Annotated in this window: 14 protein-coding genes; 11 read left to right on the top strand and 3 right to left on the bottom strand. The window is 52.5% G+C overall.

The window, feature by feature from the left end; all coding sequences use genetic code 11:
- Nucleotides 1-447 precede the first annotated feature (447 nt).
- The gene (locus AC1MDE_RS03235; protein ID WP_034822338.1) at nucleotides 448-1,377 is read left to right on the top strand and encodes a RepB family plasmid replication initiator protein; all 930 of its coding nucleotides are present in this window, start codon (nucleotides 448-450) and stop codon (nucleotides 1,375-1,377) included.
- Nucleotides 1,378-2,387: 1,010 nt separating this feature from the next.
- Here AC1MDE_RS03235 and AC1MDE_RS03230 read toward each other — a convergent pair.
- On the bottom strand, nucleotides 2,388-2,540 hold the full coding sequence (locus AC1MDE_RS03230; RefSeq protein WP_480344244.1) for a hypothetical protein: 153 nt from the start codon (nucleotides 2,538-2,540) through the stop codon (nucleotides 2,388-2,390).
- Between the two features lie 967 nt (nucleotides 2,541-3,507).
- Here AC1MDE_RS03230 and AC1MDE_RS03225 point away from each other — a divergent pair.
- Both AC1MDE_RS03225 and AC1MDE_RS03220 read left to right on the top strand, forming a co-directional pair.
- Nucleotides 3,508-4,707 (top strand): AAA family ATPase, encoded by a 1,200-nt coding sequence (locus AC1MDE_RS03225; RefSeq protein WP_058960453.1) that lies wholly within the window; start codon nucleotides 3,508-3,510, stop codon nucleotides 4,705-4,707.
- A 7-nt stretch (nucleotides 4,708-4,714) separates the two neighbouring features.
- Nucleotides 4,715-5,686 carry a ParB family protein gene (locus AC1MDE_RS03220; protein WP_058960452.1) on the top strand — a complete coding sequence of 324 codons (972 nt, stop codon included), beginning with the start codon at nucleotides 4,715-4,717 and terminating at the stop codon, nucleotides 5,684-5,686.
- Nucleotides 5,687-6,134: 448 nt separating this feature from the next.
- On the opposite strand, the gene AC1MDE_RS03215 is transcribed toward AC1MDE_RS03220, so the two are convergent.
- The gene (locus AC1MDE_RS03215) at nucleotides 6,135-8,066 is read right to left on the bottom strand and encodes an aliphatic sulfonate ABC transporter substrate-binding protein (RefSeq protein WP_480344286.1); all 1,932 of its coding nucleotides are present in this window, start codon (nucleotides 8,064-8,066) and stop codon (nucleotides 6,135-6,137) included.
- 276 nt (nucleotides 8,067-8,342) lie between these two features.
- On the opposite strand from AC1MDE_RS03215, the gene ssuD reads away from it, so the two are divergent.
- The 8 genes from ssuD to AC1MDE_RS03175 all read left to right on the top strand — a co-directional run bounded on the left by ssuD (nucleotide 8,343) and on the right by AC1MDE_RS03175 (nucleotide 17,815).
- Nucleotides 8,343-9,515 (top strand): FMNH2-dependent alkanesulfonate monooxygenase, encoded by a 1,173-nt coding sequence (ssuD, locus tag AC1MDE_RS03210; RefSeq protein ID WP_058960451.1) that lies wholly within the window; start codon nucleotides 8,343-8,345, stop codon nucleotides 9,513-9,515.
- A gap of 14 nt (nucleotides 9,516-9,529) precedes the next feature.
- Nucleotides 9,530-10,936 carry an FAD/NAD(P)-binding protein gene (locus AC1MDE_RS03205; protein ID WP_058960450.1) on the top strand — a complete coding sequence of 469 codons (1,407 nt, stop codon included), beginning with the start codon at nucleotides 9,530-9,532 and terminating at the stop codon, nucleotides 10,934-10,936.
- A gap of 75 nt (nucleotides 10,937-11,011) precedes the next feature.
- Nucleotides 11,012-12,406, top strand: a complete 1,395-nt coding sequence (locus tag AC1MDE_RS03200) for an LLM class flavin-dependent oxidoreductase (protein WP_058960449.1) — start codon at nucleotides 11,012-11,014, stop codon at nucleotides 12,404-12,406.
- Nucleotides 12,403-13,422 carry a methionine ABC transporter ATP-binding protein gene (locus tag AC1MDE_RS03195; RefSeq protein WP_058960448.1) on the top strand — a complete coding sequence of 340 codons (1,020 nt, stop codon included), beginning with the start codon at nucleotides 12,403-12,405 and terminating at the stop codon, nucleotides 13,420-13,422. Before AC1MDE_RS03200 ends, AC1MDE_RS03195 begins: the two co-directional genes overlap by 4 nt.
- The gene (locus AC1MDE_RS03190) at nucleotides 13,419-14,117 is read left to right on the top strand and encodes a methionine ABC transporter permease (protein ID WP_058960447.1); all 699 of its coding nucleotides are present in this window, start codon (nucleotides 13,419-13,421) and stop codon (nucleotides 14,115-14,117) included. The genes AC1MDE_RS03195 and AC1MDE_RS03190 overlap by 4 nt, the downstream gene beginning before the upstream one ends.
- Nucleotides 14,114-14,989 carry a MetQ/NlpA family ABC transporter substrate-binding protein gene (locus AC1MDE_RS03185; RefSeq protein ID WP_058960446.1) on the top strand — a complete coding sequence of 292 codons (876 nt, stop codon included), beginning with the start codon at nucleotides 14,114-14,116 and terminating at the stop codon, nucleotides 14,987-14,989. The genes AC1MDE_RS03190 and AC1MDE_RS03185 overlap by 4 nt, the downstream gene beginning before the upstream one ends.
- Nucleotides 14,990-15,164: 175 nt before the next feature.
- On the top strand, nucleotides 15,165-16,598 hold the full coding sequence (locus tag AC1MDE_RS03180; protein ID WP_034822356.1) for an MFS transporter: 1,434 nt from the start codon (nucleotides 15,165-15,167) through the stop codon (nucleotides 16,596-16,598).
- A 2-nt stretch (nucleotides 16,599-16,600) separates the two neighbouring features.
- Nucleotides 16,601-17,815: an acyl-CoA dehydrogenase family protein gene (locus AC1MDE_RS03175; protein WP_058960445.1), complete on the top strand. Its 1,215-nt coding sequence runs from the start codon at nucleotides 16,601-16,603 to the stop codon at nucleotides 17,813-17,815.
- A 35-nt stretch (nucleotides 17,816-17,850) separates the two neighbouring features.
- Here AC1MDE_RS03175 and AC1MDE_RS03170 read toward each other — a convergent pair whose 3' ends face one another.
- Complete coding sequence (locus AC1MDE_RS03170; protein WP_072226533.1) at nucleotides 17,851-18,705, bottom strand: LysR family transcriptional regulator; 855 nt, start codon at nucleotides 18,703-18,705, stop codon at nucleotides 17,851-17,853.
- Between the last annotated feature and the right edge of the window lie 34 nt (nucleotides 18,706-18,739).

Here is an 18,739-nt window from a genome sequence, read left to right as displayed (position 1 = left end):
TATGGGTTTCACCTTACGCTTAGGAGAGATTGATGAAAAATGAATAATAATGAGGAAGTTGTTCTCTTCTGATGAAAGAAGCGGATCTTCTTCGCAGAGAATTAATGTTTTTTCGCCATTGGTGGGATCAATCTTACTGACCTGCATATTCTTACAGTTTTTAATGTTAGAAGCTGATTCTTCATAGGGTTATGCAGTTATACAGTGAATAGATCTTAAAGAAAGATCATAGAGAGATCTTAAAGAGATCCTAAGAGATCCCCGATCGCTGTAAGCCGCACCCCACAAGGCCTGAGAAGGTGATCGCGTTCACTATAATCAGAAAAACGTTCACTACAATCAGCATAATATTCACTATAGACTGTAGAATGTTCACTATAAACAGTGTTAATGTTCACTGTAATCAGAAATCGATCCTTTTCATCCACAGAATGAAGATCTCAGGCTATGGCAGATAAAGAGAGTGAAAACAAGGCGTTACTAGAACCTTTTCTGTCGGTGACAAAAAACAGCGGTGAGGTTATCCAGCTTCATCCTAATAAAAATAACACCGTACAACCGGTCGCGTTGATGCGCCTGGGTCTGTTCGTTCCGACACTAAAGTCTACTGCGCGTGGGAAATCGGGCGCGATGGCTTCAACGGACGCCACCAAAGAGCTCAAGAACCTTTCGTTAGTTAAAGCGGAAGGCTATGAAAAGATTACCATTACTGGCGCAAGGCTGGATATGGATAATGATTTCAAAACCTGGGCTGGCATTATTCAGTCTTTCTCGCGTTATCCCTCAAAGGGCGACACGGTGACGCTGCCGTTTATTGATTTCGTGAAAATGTGCGGGATCCCATCGGCAAACTCGTCAGCGGCCTTACGTAAGCGTTTAGATGCCTCTTTACGACGCATCGCAACCAATACGTTGTCCTTTGAAGGTAATGGCAAAGCGTACCATACCCATCTTGTGCAATCTGCCTACTACGATCGCGAAAAGGATCTGGTGCGCATTCAGGCCGATCCCAAACTGTTTGAGCTGTATAACTTTGACCATAAAGTCTTGCTGCAGCTGCGTGCTATTTCACGGCTCAAACGTAAGGAATCGGCTCAGGCGTTATATACCTACCTGGAAAGCTTGCCAACCAATCCTGCACCGATATCGCTGGCGCGTCTGCGCATGCGTTTAAACTTAGGCTCTAAGACGACCACGCAAAACCACGTGGTTCGACGCGCGATGGAGCAGCTTAAGGAGATTGGTTACCTCGACTATTCAGAGGTGAAGCGTGGACGTTCTGTGTTCTTCATTATCCATAGCAGAACGCCGAAGCTGGACGGTATCAGCAATCTGGAGAGCATTGATTCCCTCGATGATATTGAGTTTGAAGACTGATTTTTCACGTTCACTGTAATCAGCTCCCTGCCCTTGAGTGTGTCACTTAATCGCCAAAAGTGACACACTTCTTCTCCGCACTGTTCACTGTAATCAGCATCCTTTCATTCATTCACTGTAATCAGTAACGTTCACTGTAAACAGTATTCAGCGACACGTTAGTCTTACTTCCTCTTGCAGAGTTATCAGATTCGACAAATCATTGGGTTTAATTGTGATAGTGAGTACTTACTAGGTGGGTTTTCAGCACTCGAGCGCCCTCTTTTGCAGCGGGTTTGCTGATTACAGTGAACATCAGCCATAGCGTATTTGGATGCTGATTACAGTGAATGATGGTGATGTGGTGAAAACAGATTATAGTGAATGGTTAAATGTAAGCTTATGAATATTATAGATAATATTTAATTGTTGGCATTCGTTCACTGTAATTAGCTTATTGCCTGTACAAATAAACAGTAAAAGTGACAGGGTTGGTCACCTTCACTGATTACAGTGAATTTTTCCCTTTATTGCAGATTGCAGTGAACGTTATGCCAGTGCGGTCGGGAATGGATTTAAGGCCTCAATCGTGCGCGTCACGCTGTCACTGATTACAGTGAATGCTCTGCAGCCCTTCCCTCTTCCGAAACATTTTTATACCTGATCGTTGTGGCCACAGAAGATCGCTTCACTGATTACAGTGAACGTAAATAACTTTGCCAGCGAGGAGCAATTACTGATTACAGTGAATGTTACAACCAGGGATTTGGGAGGTAGGAAAAAACGGTCTTCACCTGTTTTGCTGATTACAGTGAACGTTGGAGTTCAAAGACAAGCATTCCGTTTCTGGTTGATCCGGCAATGGGTGCATGTAATAGCCACCGGTTAAAACGGACACTTCACCAGTAAGAGCAGCTAAAATGCTCTTCTCTCTTCTCTCTTCTCTCTTCTCTTTAATCGGTCATTTGCCATCGGTCATATCCCACCGGGCATGCCTCTTCAGTCGTTCATTCTCTGGACATTGCTTATCTTTAATATCGCCAGTAGAGCATGGTGTACCGGTCAGGACCCGCCAGTTTTAGCTTACCCGCTATCGCGTACTTGCAATGCTCAACGCTGAGCATATACCCGTTTTCACTCACGTACAGGTAGCCATTAGCCACCGATGATTTAGCTTCACTCACTCACTCACTCACAACAAACCCGCATTCGCGAACCACGAATCACAACTGAAAACGCAAATTGGGTTACTGATTACAGTGAATGTTGACAGTCATTTTAGCCCGTATTTACATCCCTGACTCCTGACTCCTGACTCCTGACTCCTGACTCCTGACTCCTGACTCCTGACTCCTGACTCCTGACTCCTGACTCACATACTCATTACAGTGAACGTTCTCACGTACGCCCTTCCCTTTCCGCCGATTATGGCGAATCCATTTAAGACGAAACTGCTGATTATAGTGAACGCTACGCTGAGAGAACGATTTGGGTTACTGATTACAGTGAACGTCTGAATGTGGCTTAGACAAATTGCTGATTACAGTGAATGCCAGCTAGCCATACGAGCTGTTGATTACTGATTACAGTGAACACTCGGATTAAATCAATGCTCCCCATATGCAGTCTACTGATTATAGTGAATGCTTATATTGGGACTAAGGTGTCTCTATCAACCGAAAACGCCTGCAGCCGATTTCGTCATGGAGAGCCCTGGCTTTCAACTGCTCAGCGTGAAAATCAATATCACTGATTACAGTGAACGTAGCGCAGTTGTTTACTGATTACAGTGAACCTATTGCCACTTACAGTGAACGTTTACTGATTACAGTGAATCTTATGCCGAATATAGTGAATGCAGGCTGTGATTTCAGCCATATCACCCTGCCCGCAACTCTCGTGCAACAGACGATCAAATTACTGATTACAGTGAATGCTGGAGCAAATACGCGAATGAGGCGTTGCTCACACTTTCATCCATTATTCCGCTCTGATTAAAACATCTCCGCTGATTACAGTGAATGTTTGCACTAACACGCTCTTACTCAAGGTATTTTCACAGCGCTAAATGTTTCGCATTAGATGAGATAGATTTGCCTCATGTGCAGGATTTCGGTATAAAGTCATAAATCCTACATGTGTGGAGCAAGTATGGCTAACGATGAGAAGCAAGTTCTGAAAGTCGCACAACGTTCAGAAAAAATGCTAATGAGCCTGACGGAACAGATTCAGGCGCAGAAAGAAGAGTTGCAGGAAAACACTTTTTATCAGGTTTACGCCAAAGCGGCGTTAGCCAAACTCCCTAAATTAACGCGTGCGAGCGTTGATTACGCCGTAAATGAAATGGAAGAGAACGGCTATCCATTCGATAAACGCGCGGCGGGCAGCTCTACCAAGTACGCAATGTCCATCCAAAACATCATTGATATCTACCATCATCGCGGCGTGCCAAAGTATCGCGATCGTCACGCAGAGGCATTCACGCTGTTTGTTGGTAATCTCAAAGGTGGCGTATCGAAAACCGTCTCAACGGTCTCACTGGCCCATGCGCTGCGTGCGCACCCACATCTGTTGTATGAAGATCTGCGCATTCTGGTTATCGACCTCGATCCGCAATCCTCTGCCACCATGTTCCTCAATCATGAGCGTTCGGTCGGACTGGTAGAAGCCACAGCTGCGCAAGCGATGCTGCAAAACGTGGGCCGCGAAGAGTTGCTTAATGAATTCATCGTGCCATCGATTATTCCTGGTGTCGACGTACTGCCGGCCTCCATTGACGACGCGTTCATTGCATCACGTTGGGAAGAACTGTGTGCTGAGCATCTGCCTACGCAGAATGTGCATGCGGTTCTGTATGACAACGTCGTAGCAAAACTGAAGAAAGACTATGACTTCATTTTCATCGACAGTGGCCCACATCTGGATGCCTTCCTGAAGAACGCCATTGCCGCATCTGATTTACTGATGACGCCAGTTCCACCAGCACAAGTTGATTTCCACTCGACGTTGAAGTATCTGACGCGCCTGCCGGAACTGATTGGCATCATTGAGGAATCAGGCGCATCCTGCCGCTTGCAAGGCAACATCGGCTTTATGTCCAAGCTGTCGAATAAAGCGGACCACAAGCTTTGTCACAGCCTGGCAAAAGAGATCTTTGGCGGCGACATGCTGGATGCTGCTTTACCGCGTCTGGACGGCTTTGAGCGCTGTGGAGAGTCGTTTGATACGGTGATCTCCGCGAACCCATCGACCTATGTGGGCAGCACCGAAGCCTTAAAGAATGCGCGTTCGGCAGCGGAAGATTTCGCTAAAGCCGTATTTGATCGCATTGAATTTATTCGCCTGAACTGAGGTTACTATGAGCGCAAAACGAATCACGATTGGCCGTACCTTCAGCCAGACACCTTTGCAGACTGAGGATGCCTCAGACGGACATTCTCAAACCTTTATCCTTTCGACCGGTAAACGTGCCCTGTTCACGCTTGAACACATTACGGCGAAGGAAATTGAAGAAAAAACCTATGTGGTAATGGAAACGAATGGCCGCGACCAGTCAGGCTTGACGCCTGAATCGCTGCGCGACATTATCCGCACCATTAAATTGCAGCAGTTCTTCCCTGCTATTGGTGTGAAGCGCGGCGACCGTATCGAAATTTTGGATGGTTCCCGCCGCCGTGCCGCCGCTCTGCACTGCAAAACTGGGCTGGATGTGCTGGTCACTGATGTTGCCATCACGGCAGATGAAGCACGTCGCCTGGCGCAGGACATTCAAACCGCACGCGAACATAATCTGCGTGAAGTGGGGATGCGCCTGCTGTCATTAAAAGAGAGTGGCCTGTCACAGAAAGAGATTGCTCAGAGTGAAGGCCTCTCGCAGGCAAAAGTGACGCGTGCGTTGCAAGCCGCGAGCGTACCACTGGAGTTGGTTACTCTGTTCCCAAACCACTCCGAGTTAACTTACCCGGATTACAAAACGCTGCTGCAGGCGTATGAGAAGCTTCAGGAGATTGGTCAGTCGGTTGAAGCCTTAATTGATACCATTGGCATGGATGTCGATACGGTCTGCGCACGTGATGGTCTGGCTGAAGATGAAGTAAAAAATGGGATTTTGCGTCTGGTGCGTAATGGTAGCCAAACACTGATCCAGTCGCCAGCAAAGGACAAAGCGGTCGCCACGCCTCTCTGGACGTTTGCTGATAAAGATCGCTATGCCCGCAAGAAGACACGCGGCCGCATGTTCAGCTACGAATTCAATCGCCAGTCGAAAGAATTGCAAGATGAGTTGGATCGGGTGATAAACGAGACACTCAATAAATATCTCAATCAGTAGCGAAATGCCGCCTTCGGGCGGTTTTTTTTTGCCTGAATTTCAGCTTTTCGCCAGCGCTATTTCATCGCTAACTGTATGAAAAATATCTAACCTGTGTAGAAATTTCAGGCTGAAATCGCCAACTTTTTCACCCTCTAAATGCATAACATTCTTGCGCCGTAGAGTTTAGTGAATCTGTGGTGAAGGCAAAATAACCAGCTGGATAGGAAATCAACAAAGGCTATCCAGGGGAGGAAATCAGATAGCGAATGCCCTGAAATTTCCTTCATTCGCCATCAGGATTTCACGGTTAATGAATTGAATTAAAAGTGTTTTTTAAATTAATTTCAGGCTGAAATCGCCAGCATTTCAGAAAATTTCAGCGCTGTATCGAGGGTGCTAACCCGGTTTAGCCAGATGATATTCAATGATTTATCCACAGAAAAGGTGGATAACTTTATTCGGGTCGTTAGGCTGTAAGTGACAAAACGCTGGGCGATTGCCAAACCGCTTCCCTGACACGGACAGGCTTGTTTATCAGACCCAATGCATAAAAGCGATCGGCGATAATCTGCTGCTCTTTAATCACCTCAAATACCATTGAACGAGTTTTATGACTGCGTCGGGTCAATGCCTTTTCGACAGCCAAAATATCGAGACCCAATTCCTGCGCAAGCAGACCAGCAGCTTCCTGCCGATGATTATCAATAAAAATGCCGGTCTGCTGTAAACTCTCCACTAGCTGCTGGGCCACGTCGTGATGTTTTTCCACATAATCGCGACGTGCCAGATAAAATTGGTGGTTGCGTACACGCCCCTCACCGTTGGCCAGCACGCGCAACTCAGGATTGCTCTCCGCCGCACTGAGTAAAGGGTCCCACATCATCCATGCATCGACCGCCAGATAATCACTGGCCGTCAGAGGATATTTTGGCGGCGCATACACCACTTTGAGTTCATCAAGGGCGATACCTGCTTCTTCCAGCAGCTGCAGCAATAACCAATGAACGTTAGAACCTTTATTGACCGAAATACGTTTACCACGTAAATCAGCAATGCTACGGATATCGCTATCGATTGGGACAACTATCCCCACGCTACTGGGCGCAGGGGGTTCCCAGGCAATGTAGGTCACTGCATTGCCATTCGCCTGGGCGAAAATAGGCGGCACCTCGCCGGTGGTACCGAAATCGATCTCGTTATTTTGTAAGGCATAAAGTAGTTGAGGCCCGGCAGGAAATTCGCTCCACAACACGCTGACGCCCTGCTGTGCAAAGCACTGCTCAAGACTTTGCCGTGCTTTTAACACCCCAAGATTCCCGAATTTTTGATAACCGATACGTAACTCGCGTTCCTGATGAGGCTCATCAGCAGAGGCAGTTGCAATGTAACTCGCCGCCTTACGCCGTCCTTTTATCATTCCCTGATGAGCAAGATGAGTACGCAGCGTGTGGCGGCTGATGCCAAGCAACGCCGCGGCCTGTGTCTGATTGTGTTCAGTGAAATCCAGTGCGTGAGTAATCAGGCTGGTGATGACGCGATCAAACAGTTGATTGGGCTTAGTGGAGAGTTGTTGACGCAGGAAGTTATCAAGCGTTGATGCTTCCGCGTTGTTAAATCCCTGTTCACTGTATCTTGTCAGTCGCAAATGAGCTGGCGTTAGCGTCTCATCCCGACTCAGAAGTACTGCGTTGTGAAGCGTATTTTCCAGCTCGCGAATATTGCCCGGCCAGCTGTACTCCAGCAGCACTTCCAAAGCATCCGGTGACAAACGACGTACCGGTCGACCTAAACGACGTGCATACAGCGAAAGGAAATGCTGCGCCAGCAGCGGGATATCATCACGACGCTGTCGCAACGGAGGCAGCGGCACCACCGCAATGTTGAGGCGATAGTAAAGGTCTTCCCTGAATCGCCGTTCTCGGATCGCCTGTGCCAAATCAACATGGGTGGCCGCAATAACACGCACATCGACTTTAATCGGCTTGCGCGAACCCACGCGCGTAATCTCGCGCTCCTGTAATACGCGTAGTAACTTGACCTGTAGCGACAAACTCAGCTCTCCAATCTCATCCAGCAGCAGAGTGCCGCCCTGCGCAGATTCAAACCAACCGGGATGCGCCTGGGTCGCGCCGGTAAATGCCCCTTTCTCATGACCAAAAAGTTCGGCTTCGGCAAGACTTTCAGTTAAAGCACCGCAGTTAACGGCGAGAAAGGGGCCATGGCGGCGTTGGCTATGATGATGGAGATAGCGTGCGACAACTTCCTTACCCGTGCCGGTCTCGCCGACAATCAATACCGTGGCGTCAGTGGGGGCGAATTTGTCGAGCAATGATTGAAAAGCGAGAGAAGCCGGGTCGACTAAACGCGGTGAATCAGCGTAATTGCTATAGTTGGTCAGCATCTTTTGATGTCCATTAAGGAGTATCAGCACACGCTAATCGTTGCTATTCACTGTGAACAGCAGGAAAAAAGCATAAGCAGTTGCATATGCAGCAATAGCTGTAGGCGGTAAGTTGCCGATGCAACAAACACAAACAGCAGTAGGGGCCTAACCCGCTGAAATAGCGTTATTATCAGGAGAATCAAAGCTGGCACGCTTTTCGCTACTAGCCATATAACTAAATAATCAGTCCGAAATGACCAATTTTTAATAAAGTTATATAGGAAAAGCATAATGGCCGAATACGCAAACAAGAACATCAATGTCTTCTGGTTTCTCCCGACGCACGGTGACGGTCGCTATCTCGGCACCACAGAAGGTGGGCGCCCGGTTGATTTAGCTTACTTACAGCAGGTGGCATTGGCCGCCGACAATCTCGGTTACTACGGTGTGCTGATTCCCACCGGCAAAAGTTGCGAAGATTCATGGCTGGTTGCTTCTGCACTGGCACCCATCACCAAAAGACTGCGTTACCTAGTTGCCGTTCGCCCTGGACTTCAACCGCCGACACTGGCCGCGCGTATGGCCACAACCCTGGATCGCCTCTCTGAAGGACGTTTGCTGATTAACGTGGTGACGGGCGGTGACCCGGTTGAGAACAAAGGCGACGGCATCTTTCTCAATCACAGTGAACGCTATGAAGTCACCAAAGAGTTTCTCGATGTGTATAGCCGTTTAATGCGTGGAGAGAAGGTTGACTATGAAGGGCAGCATATTCACGTTGAAGGAGCAGAGGTGTTGTTCCCGCCAGTGCAGGAAAATGGCCCACCACTCTATTTTGGCGGCTCGTCGGAGGCCGCGATTGATGTCGCCGCTGAGCAAATCGATACCTATCTGACCTGGGGTGAGCCCCCGGAGCAGGTCGCAGAAAAGCTGGCAGTCGTCCGTGAACGTGCTACAGCGCGCGGGCGCAAACTGGAATACGGCATCCGCCTGCATGTCATCGTGCGTGAAACGGAACAGGAAGCGAAAGCGGCGGCAGAGAAATTAATCGGTCATTTGGATGAAGACACCATCGCGCAGGCGCAGAAGATTTTTGCGCGTATGGACTCTGCAGGTCAGGCACGGATGAGCGCGCTGCACAAAGGCTCGCGCGATAATCTCTACATCTCACCAAACTTATGGGCAGGCGTTGGTCTGGTGCGCGGCGGAGCCGGAACGGCATTGGTAGGAAGTCCTGAGCAGGTTGCCGAACGCATACGGGAATATCAGGCACTGGGTGTGACCAACTTCATCCTGTCGGGATATCCGCATCTGGAAGAGGCGCATCGTGTGGCAGAATTGCTGCTGCCGCTATTACCGCTGGCAAATGGTCAGCAGCAGCGCGCGCGCACCATTAACACCGGACCGTTTGGCGAAACCATTGGTGGCGATAAACGTCCTTCAAAACAGGCGAGCGCCAGCTAATGCAGGAGAAGACGATGGCACGACCTCACATCATCATCACAGGTGGCGGGTTCAGCGGAACGGCGCTGGCGATTCATCTCGCGCGGCAATCGTCCTCTCCATTACTGATTACAGTGGTCGAACCGCGTGAGCAACTGGGCGGTGGGGTGGCCTACTCCACGCAGGAACCGGCGCATCGCATCAACGTCCCGGCTTCACGCATGCAACTCAGCGGCGATGAGCAGGGCGCCTTTGACCGCTGGTATCGTCAGCAGCCTGAGTGTTCACTGGATTCAGTAGCCCATTGTGATGACGGATCAGTCTATCCGCAGCGCGCGATGTTTGGTCGCTACCTGGCAGAGCAGTTTGCCCTCGCGGCAAAACGGCATCCGCAGATTGAGTTACGGCACGCTCAGGCCAGTGCCATGGCATGGGAAGGGCAGCAGCTGTTACTCAGCAATGGCGAGACACTACAGGGCGATGTGCTGGCGTTAGCGATCAGTCACCCACCGCCATCCTTGCCTCGCTCGCTGCAGCCCTTTGCCCATCACCCAGCGCTCATTGCCAATCCATGGCAAGCCGGCGTGCTGGATGCGATAAATCCTGACGCCACCGTGGCCATTATCGGAACCGGCCTGAGTATGGCGGATGTGGTTGCCTCATTAGGCACTCGGCATCATCAAGGCCCGTTAACCGCTTTCTCACGCCGTGGACAGCTCTCACGCGCTAATCTGCAAGGTGAGTGGCCTGAATGGACGATAGCACCTCAGAACGTCCCCAGCGCGCGTCTGTGGCTGCATCACATCAGGGATGAGGTTGCCCGAGCGGCACGGCAGCAATTACCCTGGCAACGCGTGCTGGACGATGTACGCGCACAGGGCCAAACCATCTGGCAAACCTTGCCGCTGCACGAGCAAAAGCGCTTTGTGCGCCATCTGCGCGCGTGGTGGGATGTACATCGTTATCGTATCGCGCCGCAGGTGTCAGCGGAAATCATCAGACGACAGCAGCAGGGGAGTTTGCAGGTGCTGGCAGCCAGACTGCAGGCCATTACAGCGCAGGGCCACCAGCTGGCAATCACTCTGCACACGCGCAACGGTGAAATTGAAACGCGCGTGCTCGACCATCTGATCGTCACCACCGGACCGGGGCATGATGCGCTGACACAAAGCCAGCCGCTGCTACGTTCGCTGAGTGAACAAGGCCTGATTCGTGGTGACCAGCTTGGCTTTGGCCTCGACGTTGATACGCAGTCACACGCACTTGACCAGCGAGGACAGCCCAACGCCCGCCTGCTCGTGGTCGGACCCGCCGCCCGCGCGCGTTTCGGTGAGTTGATGGGCCTGCCACAGGTTGCCGATCACGCTGCTGCCGTTGCTCAGCAAATTCTCAGAGAACTTAACATCGCTCAAGACGAGCGATGTCCCCCTTACGCTTCTTAATCTCTCAAACATCCTAAAAACACACTAACGAACGCCGGGTCGTCTCACGATCACGGCCTCGCTATGGAGATTGCTATGCCATCGCAACGTGAAATTCGCCTGAATGCTTTTGATATGAACTGTGTCGGACATCAATCACCGGGCCTGTGGGCGCATCCTCGCGACCGTTCCTGGCAATACAAAGATCTGGAGTACTGGGTCGATTTGGCGCGCCTGCTGGAGCGAGGCAAATTCGACGGTTTGTTTATCGCCGATGTGTTGGGTATTTACGATGTGCTGAACGGGAATGGCGATGCCGCGATTCGTCAGGCGACGCAGGTACCGGTCAACGATCCGCTGGCGTTGATTACCCCAATGGCGCTGGTGACCGAGCATCTCGGCTTTGGTCTCACCGCATCGCTATCGTTTGAGCATCCTTATCCCTTTGCACGTCGTTTATCGACGCTCGATCACCTGACCAAAGGGCGCATCGGCTGGAATATTGTGACCTCGTATCTGGAGAGCGGGGCGCGCAATATTGGTCATCAGGCGCAGAGCGATCACGACAGCCGCTACGACTATGCCGATGAATATTTGCAGGTGGTGTACAAGTTGCTGGAGGGTAGTTGGGAACAGGATGCCGTTTTGCGCGATCGTGAACGGCGTATCTTCAGCGATCCCCGCAAAATTCATCCCATCAATCATCAGGGCACCTTCTTCAACGTACCGGGCATTCACCTATGCGAGCCGTCGCCGCAGCGCACGCCAGTGCTATACCAGGCCGGTGCATCGAGCCGAGGCAAACAGTTTGCTGCTGAACACGCGGAATGCGTGTTTGTTGCCGCGCCGTCGAAAGTGCTGCTGAAGAAAACCGTCGCGGATATTCGTCGCCGTGCAGAAGAAGCAGGGCGCGATCCGCGCAGCATCCTGATCTTCAATCTGCAAACGGTGATCGTCGGGGAGACCGATGCCGCCGCGCAGGCGAAGTGGAAAGAATATCAAAGCTACGTGAGCTACGAAGGAGCTTTGGCGCTGGTCTCGGGCTGGACGGGTATCGACTTCGGTCAATATCAGCCGGATCAAGTGCTGAAGTATCTGCACACCAACGCCATCCAATCAGCCGTCGAAACCTTCTCCACCGCCGATCCCGATCGTCAGTGGACGGTGAAAGCGCTGGCGGATTGGGTGGGTATTGGTGGTTTTGGCCCGCTGATTATCGGCAGTGCAGCAACAGTGGCCGACGAGCTGCAAAGCTGGGTGGAAGACACTGACGTTGATGGTTTCAACCTCGCCTACGCATTAACGCATGAAACCTTTGAGGATGTGGTTGAACTGCTGATCCCAGAGCTGCAAAAGCGCGGTGTTTATAAGAAGGCGTATGCGGAAGGTACGCTGCGCGAGAAGCTGTTTAACGCCGGACCACAGTTAACTGCACCGCATCCCGGCGTGGGCTATCGGGTGAAAAATTCGGTACTGCCGGAGGTTATATGATTGAAATTGACCAGTTGAGTAAGCATTACCGCACCGCGGATGGACGCGTCACTGAGGTGCTGAAAGCCATCAACTTGCAGGTACCACAGGCCAACATCACTGCTGTCGTTGGGCCCAGCGGCGCGGGCAAATCCACGCTGGCAAAGTGCATCAGTTTACTGGAGCAGCCCAGCGCGGGCAGCATTCGCATCAATGGCAGCGATCTCTCGCGGCTGAATGGCGAAGCACTGCGTCGCGCGCGCCGTTCGATTGGTACCGTTTTTCAATCCTCTGCCTTACTGCAGCGCAAAAGCGCCTGGGAAAACATTGCGTTGCCTTTGCGTTATCTCGGCGTGGTCGAGCGGGATATTTCTGCGCGTGTTGGTGAGTTGCTGGAGAGTGTTGGACTGAGCCATAAAGCCAAAGCGTATCCCGATCAGCTTTCGGGGGGACAGCGTCAACGTATTGGCATCGCGCGTGCGCTGGCGCTTCGCCCTGCCGTGCTGCTGGCCGATGAGGCGACGTCAGGACTGGATCCTGAAGCCACGGTTGCGGTGCTGGATTTGCTAAAGAAACTGCGTGACGACTATAAGCTGGCAATCGTGCTGATCACTCACGAGATGGATGCAGTGCGTCAGGCGGCGGATGCGGTTGCCGAAATTCGCGATGGGCAGATTGTGCAGTATGGCGTGCTGAAACAGTTACTGGCGCAGCCCGATTCCTCCCTGGGGCAACGTCTGTTCCCACTGGTGGCGCAACCTGGCGTGGCGGAATTGATTCTGCAGCTGAGTTATCGCACAGATGTACCGGTCATCAGCGACTGGATCTCGCGTTTGAGTGTGCAGTTCAATCTGCGCATCGATCTGCTCGGCGCGCATGTTGAGCAGGTCAATGGTATTCAGGCCGGACGCTTGCAGGTAGGAATTCATTTCCAGCAGGAGCGTGTGCCACTGGCGCGATTGCTGGCGCAGCTTGAACAGTTTGGATTGGTTGCCAGCGTCTATGGCAGTGTCCATCAGTTGCGGGAGGCGGTATGAGCATTTCCGTGATAAGTCAGGATACGCCGTGGCTGGAAATTCCGGCATTGATGTTACCTGCGATAGGTGAGACCGCGCTGATGGTCGGCATCGTGATGCTGTTCGTGGTGAGCTTCGGCGGTATCGTTGGCGTGGTGTTGTTTAACACCTCAGCACGTGGACTGTTTCCCCACCGCGGCGTGCATCGGGTGCTGAGCTGGATAGTGAATATGGGACGCTCGTTGCCGTTTCTGGTGTTAATGGCGGCGATCATCCCGTTTACCTTCTGGCTGACCGGCACCACCATCGGCATCCCTGCGGCGGTGGTGCCGATGATTGCGGCGGGCATTCCGTTCTTTGGTCGTCTGGTGGATAACGCGCTGCGAGAACTGCCCGATGAAGTGACTGCGGTGGGGTTGGTGTGCGGTGGTTCGCGCTGGCAGATCATCCGTTCGGCGCAGCTGAGTGAGGCATTACCTGCTGTTGTTGCCGCCATCACCCTCAACCTGATTTCCATGATCGAGTACTCCGCCATCGCCGGCACCATCGGCGCGGGCGGTATCGGCTATTTAGCCGTGGTGTACGGCTATCAGCGCTTCGACAACCACATCATGATCGCCACCATTGTGGTGCTGATCGCTTTGATACAAACCATTCAATTTATCGGTGACCGTTTAGTCGCAATTCTACGCCATCCTCAGGGGATATCACGATGACAACACAAGAATTTGAGTTACGTAAGACGCGCCGCTGGCCGTGGCTACTACTGATTATAGTGGTCATTGCATTGGCCGCCGCCGCAGGGTTCTGGCGCAGTCAGCAACCGCAAGCGGTGGTCTTTGGCACCACGCTGCAGGTCCACTTTGAACCGGCAATGGCGGGAGAACAGAAGTTGATTGAGTATGTTGGCGAGCACATCGCGCCGGATTATGGTTTGAAGCTGGAAGCGGTGGGCGTGCAGGATCCGGTTCAGGCGGATCGCGCCGTGGCGCAAGGACAATATGCGGCAACCGTCTATCAGCACCAGTGGTGGTTAAAGCAGGTGGTGGATGCCAACGGTTTCCAGCTCACCTCTGCCTTACCGCTGTTCCAGTGGGCATTTGGCGTCTACTCCGATCGCTATAAATCCATAGCCGACCTGCCGCAGGGTGCCACCATTGTGGTGCCGGATGATGGCGCCAACCAGGGACAAGCCTTGTGGCTGCTGGCACGTCAGGGTTTGATCACACTCGATCCCAAGGTTGAACCGCGTACCGCCAAATTAAAAAACATTGTCGGTAATCCGCATGGCTTCGTCTTCAAAGAACTCGATTTGCTAACCATGCCACGCGCGTTGAATTCGGTGGATGCGGCGATTGGCTATGTTTCTCAGTTTGATGCCGGAAAAGTGCCGCGTGATAAAGGCATTCTGTTTCCACCGGCACCGCGTACTTTTGCCTCGCAGCTGGTGATTGGTACGCCCTATCTGGAGCAGGTGAACATCGTTAAGTTAAAACAGGCGTTCTCCGATCCTCGCGTTCAGCAGTGGCTGAAAACGACGGATGATCCGTTAGTTAAAGGCGTATTAGTGCCGGTCTCTGCAGACTAATTTCCTGGTGTTACCCTTCACCCGGGCTCGCGATGCGCGTCCGGGATTTTGTGTTTGAAAGTTTTTTATATTATTGATTTTAAACAATTTAATATCAATATTTGTTGCTTTGGACCTGAAGGGTAAGCGCTTATAACAACCTCACCTGCACAACTAAAAAACATCGTGAGGCATTATGAGTACCGTTTCTTTCGAAAACACCTTACCGGCGTCTGAGCCGGTTCGTTCGGTCAGTGATGTGGCAAGGCTGATCAACACCCGCAGTGACAAAAATAATTATGCGCGCATGATTGTGTTCCTCGCGCTCGGCGGCGTCTTCCTCGATGCCTACGATCTCACCACGCTCTCTTATGGAATTGACGATGTGGTACGCGAATTCCAGCTTTCTCCTCTTCTCACCGGATTGGTGACGTCCTCAATCATGGTCGGCACCATCGTCGGTAATCTCATTGGTGGCTGGCTGACCGACAAATATGGCCGTTACTCGGTGTTTATGGCCGATATGCTGTTCTTCGTGGTCTCCGCCATCGCAGCGGGATTAGCGCCCAATGTCTGGGTACTGATTGGCGCACGTTTCCTGATGGGGATTGGCGTGGGTATCGATTTACCCGTGGCGATGTCCTACCTGGCGGAATTTTCTAAATTCGCAGGCAAAGGCAACAAAGCCGCGCGACTCGCCGCCTGGTGCCCGATGTGGTACGCCGCGTCAACGGTGTGTTTCCTGCTGATCTTCGCGCTCTACTTCCTGTTACCGAAAGAGCATCTTGACTGGTTGTGGCGCGCATCACTGCTGTTCGGGGCCGTTCCTGCGTTGTTGATCATCGCGGTACGCAGCAAATTTATGAACGAATCACCGCTGTGGGCAGCCAATCAGGGGGATCTTAAATCTGCGGTGCGTATTTTGCGTGACTCTTACGGTATTCATGCGCATGAAGCGGAACCCGAAGCACCACCAGCAGAAGCGGCACCCAAGGTAAGTTTCCGCGTGCTGTTCCAGAAACCCTGGCGTGAACGCACCATCGTGGCAGGCGTGATGAACATCTGCATCTCGTTTGAATACACCGCGATCGCCTTCTTCCTGCCTTCGATCCTCGCGCAGTTCCTCGGCGCGGGCGTGTTTGAAACGATCTCCGCATCGCTCGGCCTGAACGCGCTGTTTGCTTTCACCGGCGGTCTGCTGGGCATGCGTCTGGCCTGGAAATATCCGTCTCGCCATGTGGCAATGGCCGGATTTGCACTGCAGTTCTTCGCACTGATTGCATTGGCATTGATTGGGCACCCTGAAGCGATTGCGGGGATTGTGTTTGCGGTGCTGATGCTTGGCTTGTGGTTGTTTGCTGAAGGCTTTGGCCCGGGTGCGCAGCTGATGGTCTATCCGGCGCTCTCTTATCCAACTTCCATTCGCGCTACTGGCGTGGGTTTCAGTCGTGCGCTGTCAGGGATTGGCAGCGCGCTGGCGCTGTTTATTCTGCCGATTCTGCAGGCGGCGCTGGGCACCAATATGTTCTGGGTGGTGTCGCTTGCCGCCATCATCCCGATCTTTTTCCTGCTCGCGGTGCGCCACGAACCGACGCGCCACGACATCGACGATCTTTCTCATCAGGAGTGATTATGAACCAACTTTCTACAGGCACCGATTACGCTGCGCTGGCGGCGCATTTCCGCCCACTGTTTGATCGTATTGCTGAAGGCGCAGTGGAGCGCGAACGCAGCCGCACCTTGCCCCATGAAGCAATCACCTGGTTAAAAGAGGCGGGCTTCGGCACGGTACGCATCCCGAAAGAGCAGGGCGGGTGGGGCGCATCGCTACCGCAGCTGTTCCAATTGCTTACCGAACTGGCGGAAGCGGATTCCAATCTGCCGCAGGCATTACGTGCGCACTTTGCATTTGTCGAGGACCGCCTCAACCAGCCCGCGAGTGCAGAGCGCGATCGCTGGTTCCGCCGTTTTATCGACGGCGAGCTGGTGGGCAGTGGCTGGACAGAAATTGGCACAGTCAAACTCGGGGATGTGATTACCCGCGTCACGCCCGCCTCAAATGGCTGGACGCTCAACGGCGAGAAGTTTTACAGCACGGGCACGTTGTTTGCGGACTGGATTGATGTGTATGCACGACGCAACGATAACCAGGGTGATGTCATCGCTCTGGTAAGCACTCACCAACCTGGTATAACGCGTGAAGACGATTGGGATGGTTTCGGCCAGCGCTTGACCGGCAGCGGCACCACACGCTTTGACAACGCTCACGTCGAGCAGGAACACGTCTTCGATTTCGCCACGCGCTTCCGCTATCAAACCGCGTTCTATCAACATGTGCTATTGGCAACACTAGCCGGGATTGGGAGGGCAGTCGCACGCGATGGTGCAAAAGCGGTGGCCGCTCGCAATCGTATTTACAGCCACAGCAACGGCGATTCATCACGTCAGGATGTGCAGGTGCTACAGGTCATCGGTGAGATCACCAGCCTGGCGTTTGCCGTCGAAGCGACGGTGATCCGCGCCGCACATTCACTGCAATCAGCGTATGAAGCGCACTTAAGCAGCGACGAAGCGCAACTTCTGGCAGTAAATGCGCTGGCAGAAGCTGAAGCGGGTCAGGCACAGGTGATCGCCAGTGAGCTAGTACCACGCGCAGCGACTGAGTTGTTTAACGCGATCGGCGCGTCGGATACGCGTATCAGCAAAGCGCTAGACCGCCACTGGCGTAATGCGCGTACCGTCTCGTCACACAATCCGGTGATCTATAAAGCACGTGACATCGGTGGCTGGAGGGTTAACGGGACGCCGCCGACAGGGATCTGGCAAATTGGGCGCGGGGAAGGGTAAAACATTTCATGCCGGGCGGCTTGAGCCGCCCACTTCTAATACAACGTTTTTAAACTGTCCTGAATCACATTCAGCGCCGTGGTGACATTGGAATTTGGCCGCCGCGTGACAAACAAACCATATGTCACTTTTACCGGAGCCTGCGCGACATTCACCAGACGCATACTGTCATGACGAATGAGTTCCGCTGGCAGCATGGCCACACCCAATCCACCTTCAACAGCGGGGATGATCGCACCCAGGTTGGAGCTGGTTACCGCGATCCTAAACTCCTTGCCTGCTTCAATCAGCGCATCAAACATCAAGCGTCGCCATGAACAAGGTTCACCGCAAACAATAGCATCGACCGTCAGCGCGCTATCCCAGGGATAGTCAATTCCGCACACCCAATGCAGGTCGATCTCCCAACTGGTTAACGGGTCTTCGCTGAAACCGGCGGTCAGACCCAAGACCATATCAAACGCGCTCTCCTGCCAACGTCTGGCGAGGATGTGATCGCTCTCAATGGAAAGCTCAATGTGCAGACCCGGACACAATCTTCTCAGCCTGCCAAGTGCAAAGGGGAGCAAACTCGATGCCACATCTTCGGACATACCGATGCGAAGCGTGCCGGCGGGCGTACTTTCACTCAGTTGCGCGACCGCCATTTCCCCCAACGCGAGAATTCGCACCGCAAAACTGAGCAGCACTTCTCCCTCTTTGGTGGGGACGACGCCGCGTCCTGTACGACGCAGCAAACGCTGGCCTGTATGTTCCTCTAGTCGACGAATCTGTGCACTGAGTGCGGATTGGGCGCGTCCGGCCTGTTCGGCGGCGCGTGTCAGGCTGCGGTGATGACAAACGGCAACGAAAGTACGAAGCAGCGCGGGTTCAAAATTGTCCGATATCATGATGGGGTTATGTCTGATACATGTGAATGCAGCC

This window comes from Pantoea folii, assembly GCF_056678875.1.
The sequence above is the reverse complement of the archived record's forward strand: the minus strand, read 5'-3'. Positions and strand labels throughout refer to the sequence as shown.

Coding starts and splice junctions, on each gene's coding strand:
- AC1MDE_RS03180 (WP_034822356.1), top strand. CDS start 15,165: ATGAGTACCGTTTCTTTCGAAAACACCTTACCGGCGTCTGAGCCGGTT.
- AC1MDE_RS03195 (WP_058960448.1), top strand. CDS start 12,403: ATGATTGAAATTGACCAGTTGAGTAAGCATTACCGCACCGCGGATGGA.
- AC1MDE_RS03235 (WP_034822338.1), top strand. CDS start 448: ATGGCAGATAAAGAGAGTGAAAACAAGGCGTTACTAGAACCTTTTCTG.
- AC1MDE_RS03200 (WP_058960449.1), top strand. CDS start 11,012: ATGCCATCGCAACGTGAAATTCGCCTGAATGCTTTTGATATGAACTGT.
- AC1MDE_RS03175 (WP_058960445.1), top strand. CDS start 16,601: ATGAACCAACTTTCTACAGGCACCGATTACGCTGCGCTGGCGGCGCAT.
- AC1MDE_RS03225 (WP_058960453.1), top strand. CDS start 3,508: ATGGCTAACGATGAGAAGCAAGTTCTGAAAGTCGCACAACGTTCAGAA.
- AC1MDE_RS03170 (WP_072226533.1), bottom strand. CDS start 18,705: ATGATATCGGACAATTTTGAACCCGCGCTGCTTCGTACTTTCGTTGCC.
- AC1MDE_RS03190 (WP_058960447.1), top strand. CDS start 13,419: ATGAGCATTTCCGTGATAAGTCAGGATACGCCGTGGCTGGAAATTCCG.
- ssuD (WP_058960451.1), top strand. CDS start 8,343: ATGGCCGAATACGCAAACAAGAACATCAATGTCTTCTGGTTTCTCCCG.
- AC1MDE_RS03185 (WP_058960446.1), top strand. CDS start 14,114: ATGACAACACAAGAATTTGAGTTACGTAAGACGCGCCGCTGGCCGTGG.
- AC1MDE_RS03205 (WP_058960450.1), top strand. CDS start 9,530: ATGGCACGACCTCACATCATCATCACAGGTGGCGGGTTCAGCGGAACG.
- AC1MDE_RS03220 (WP_058960452.1), top strand. CDS start 4,715: ATGAGCGCAAAACGAATCACGATTGGCCGTACCTTCAGCCAGACACCT.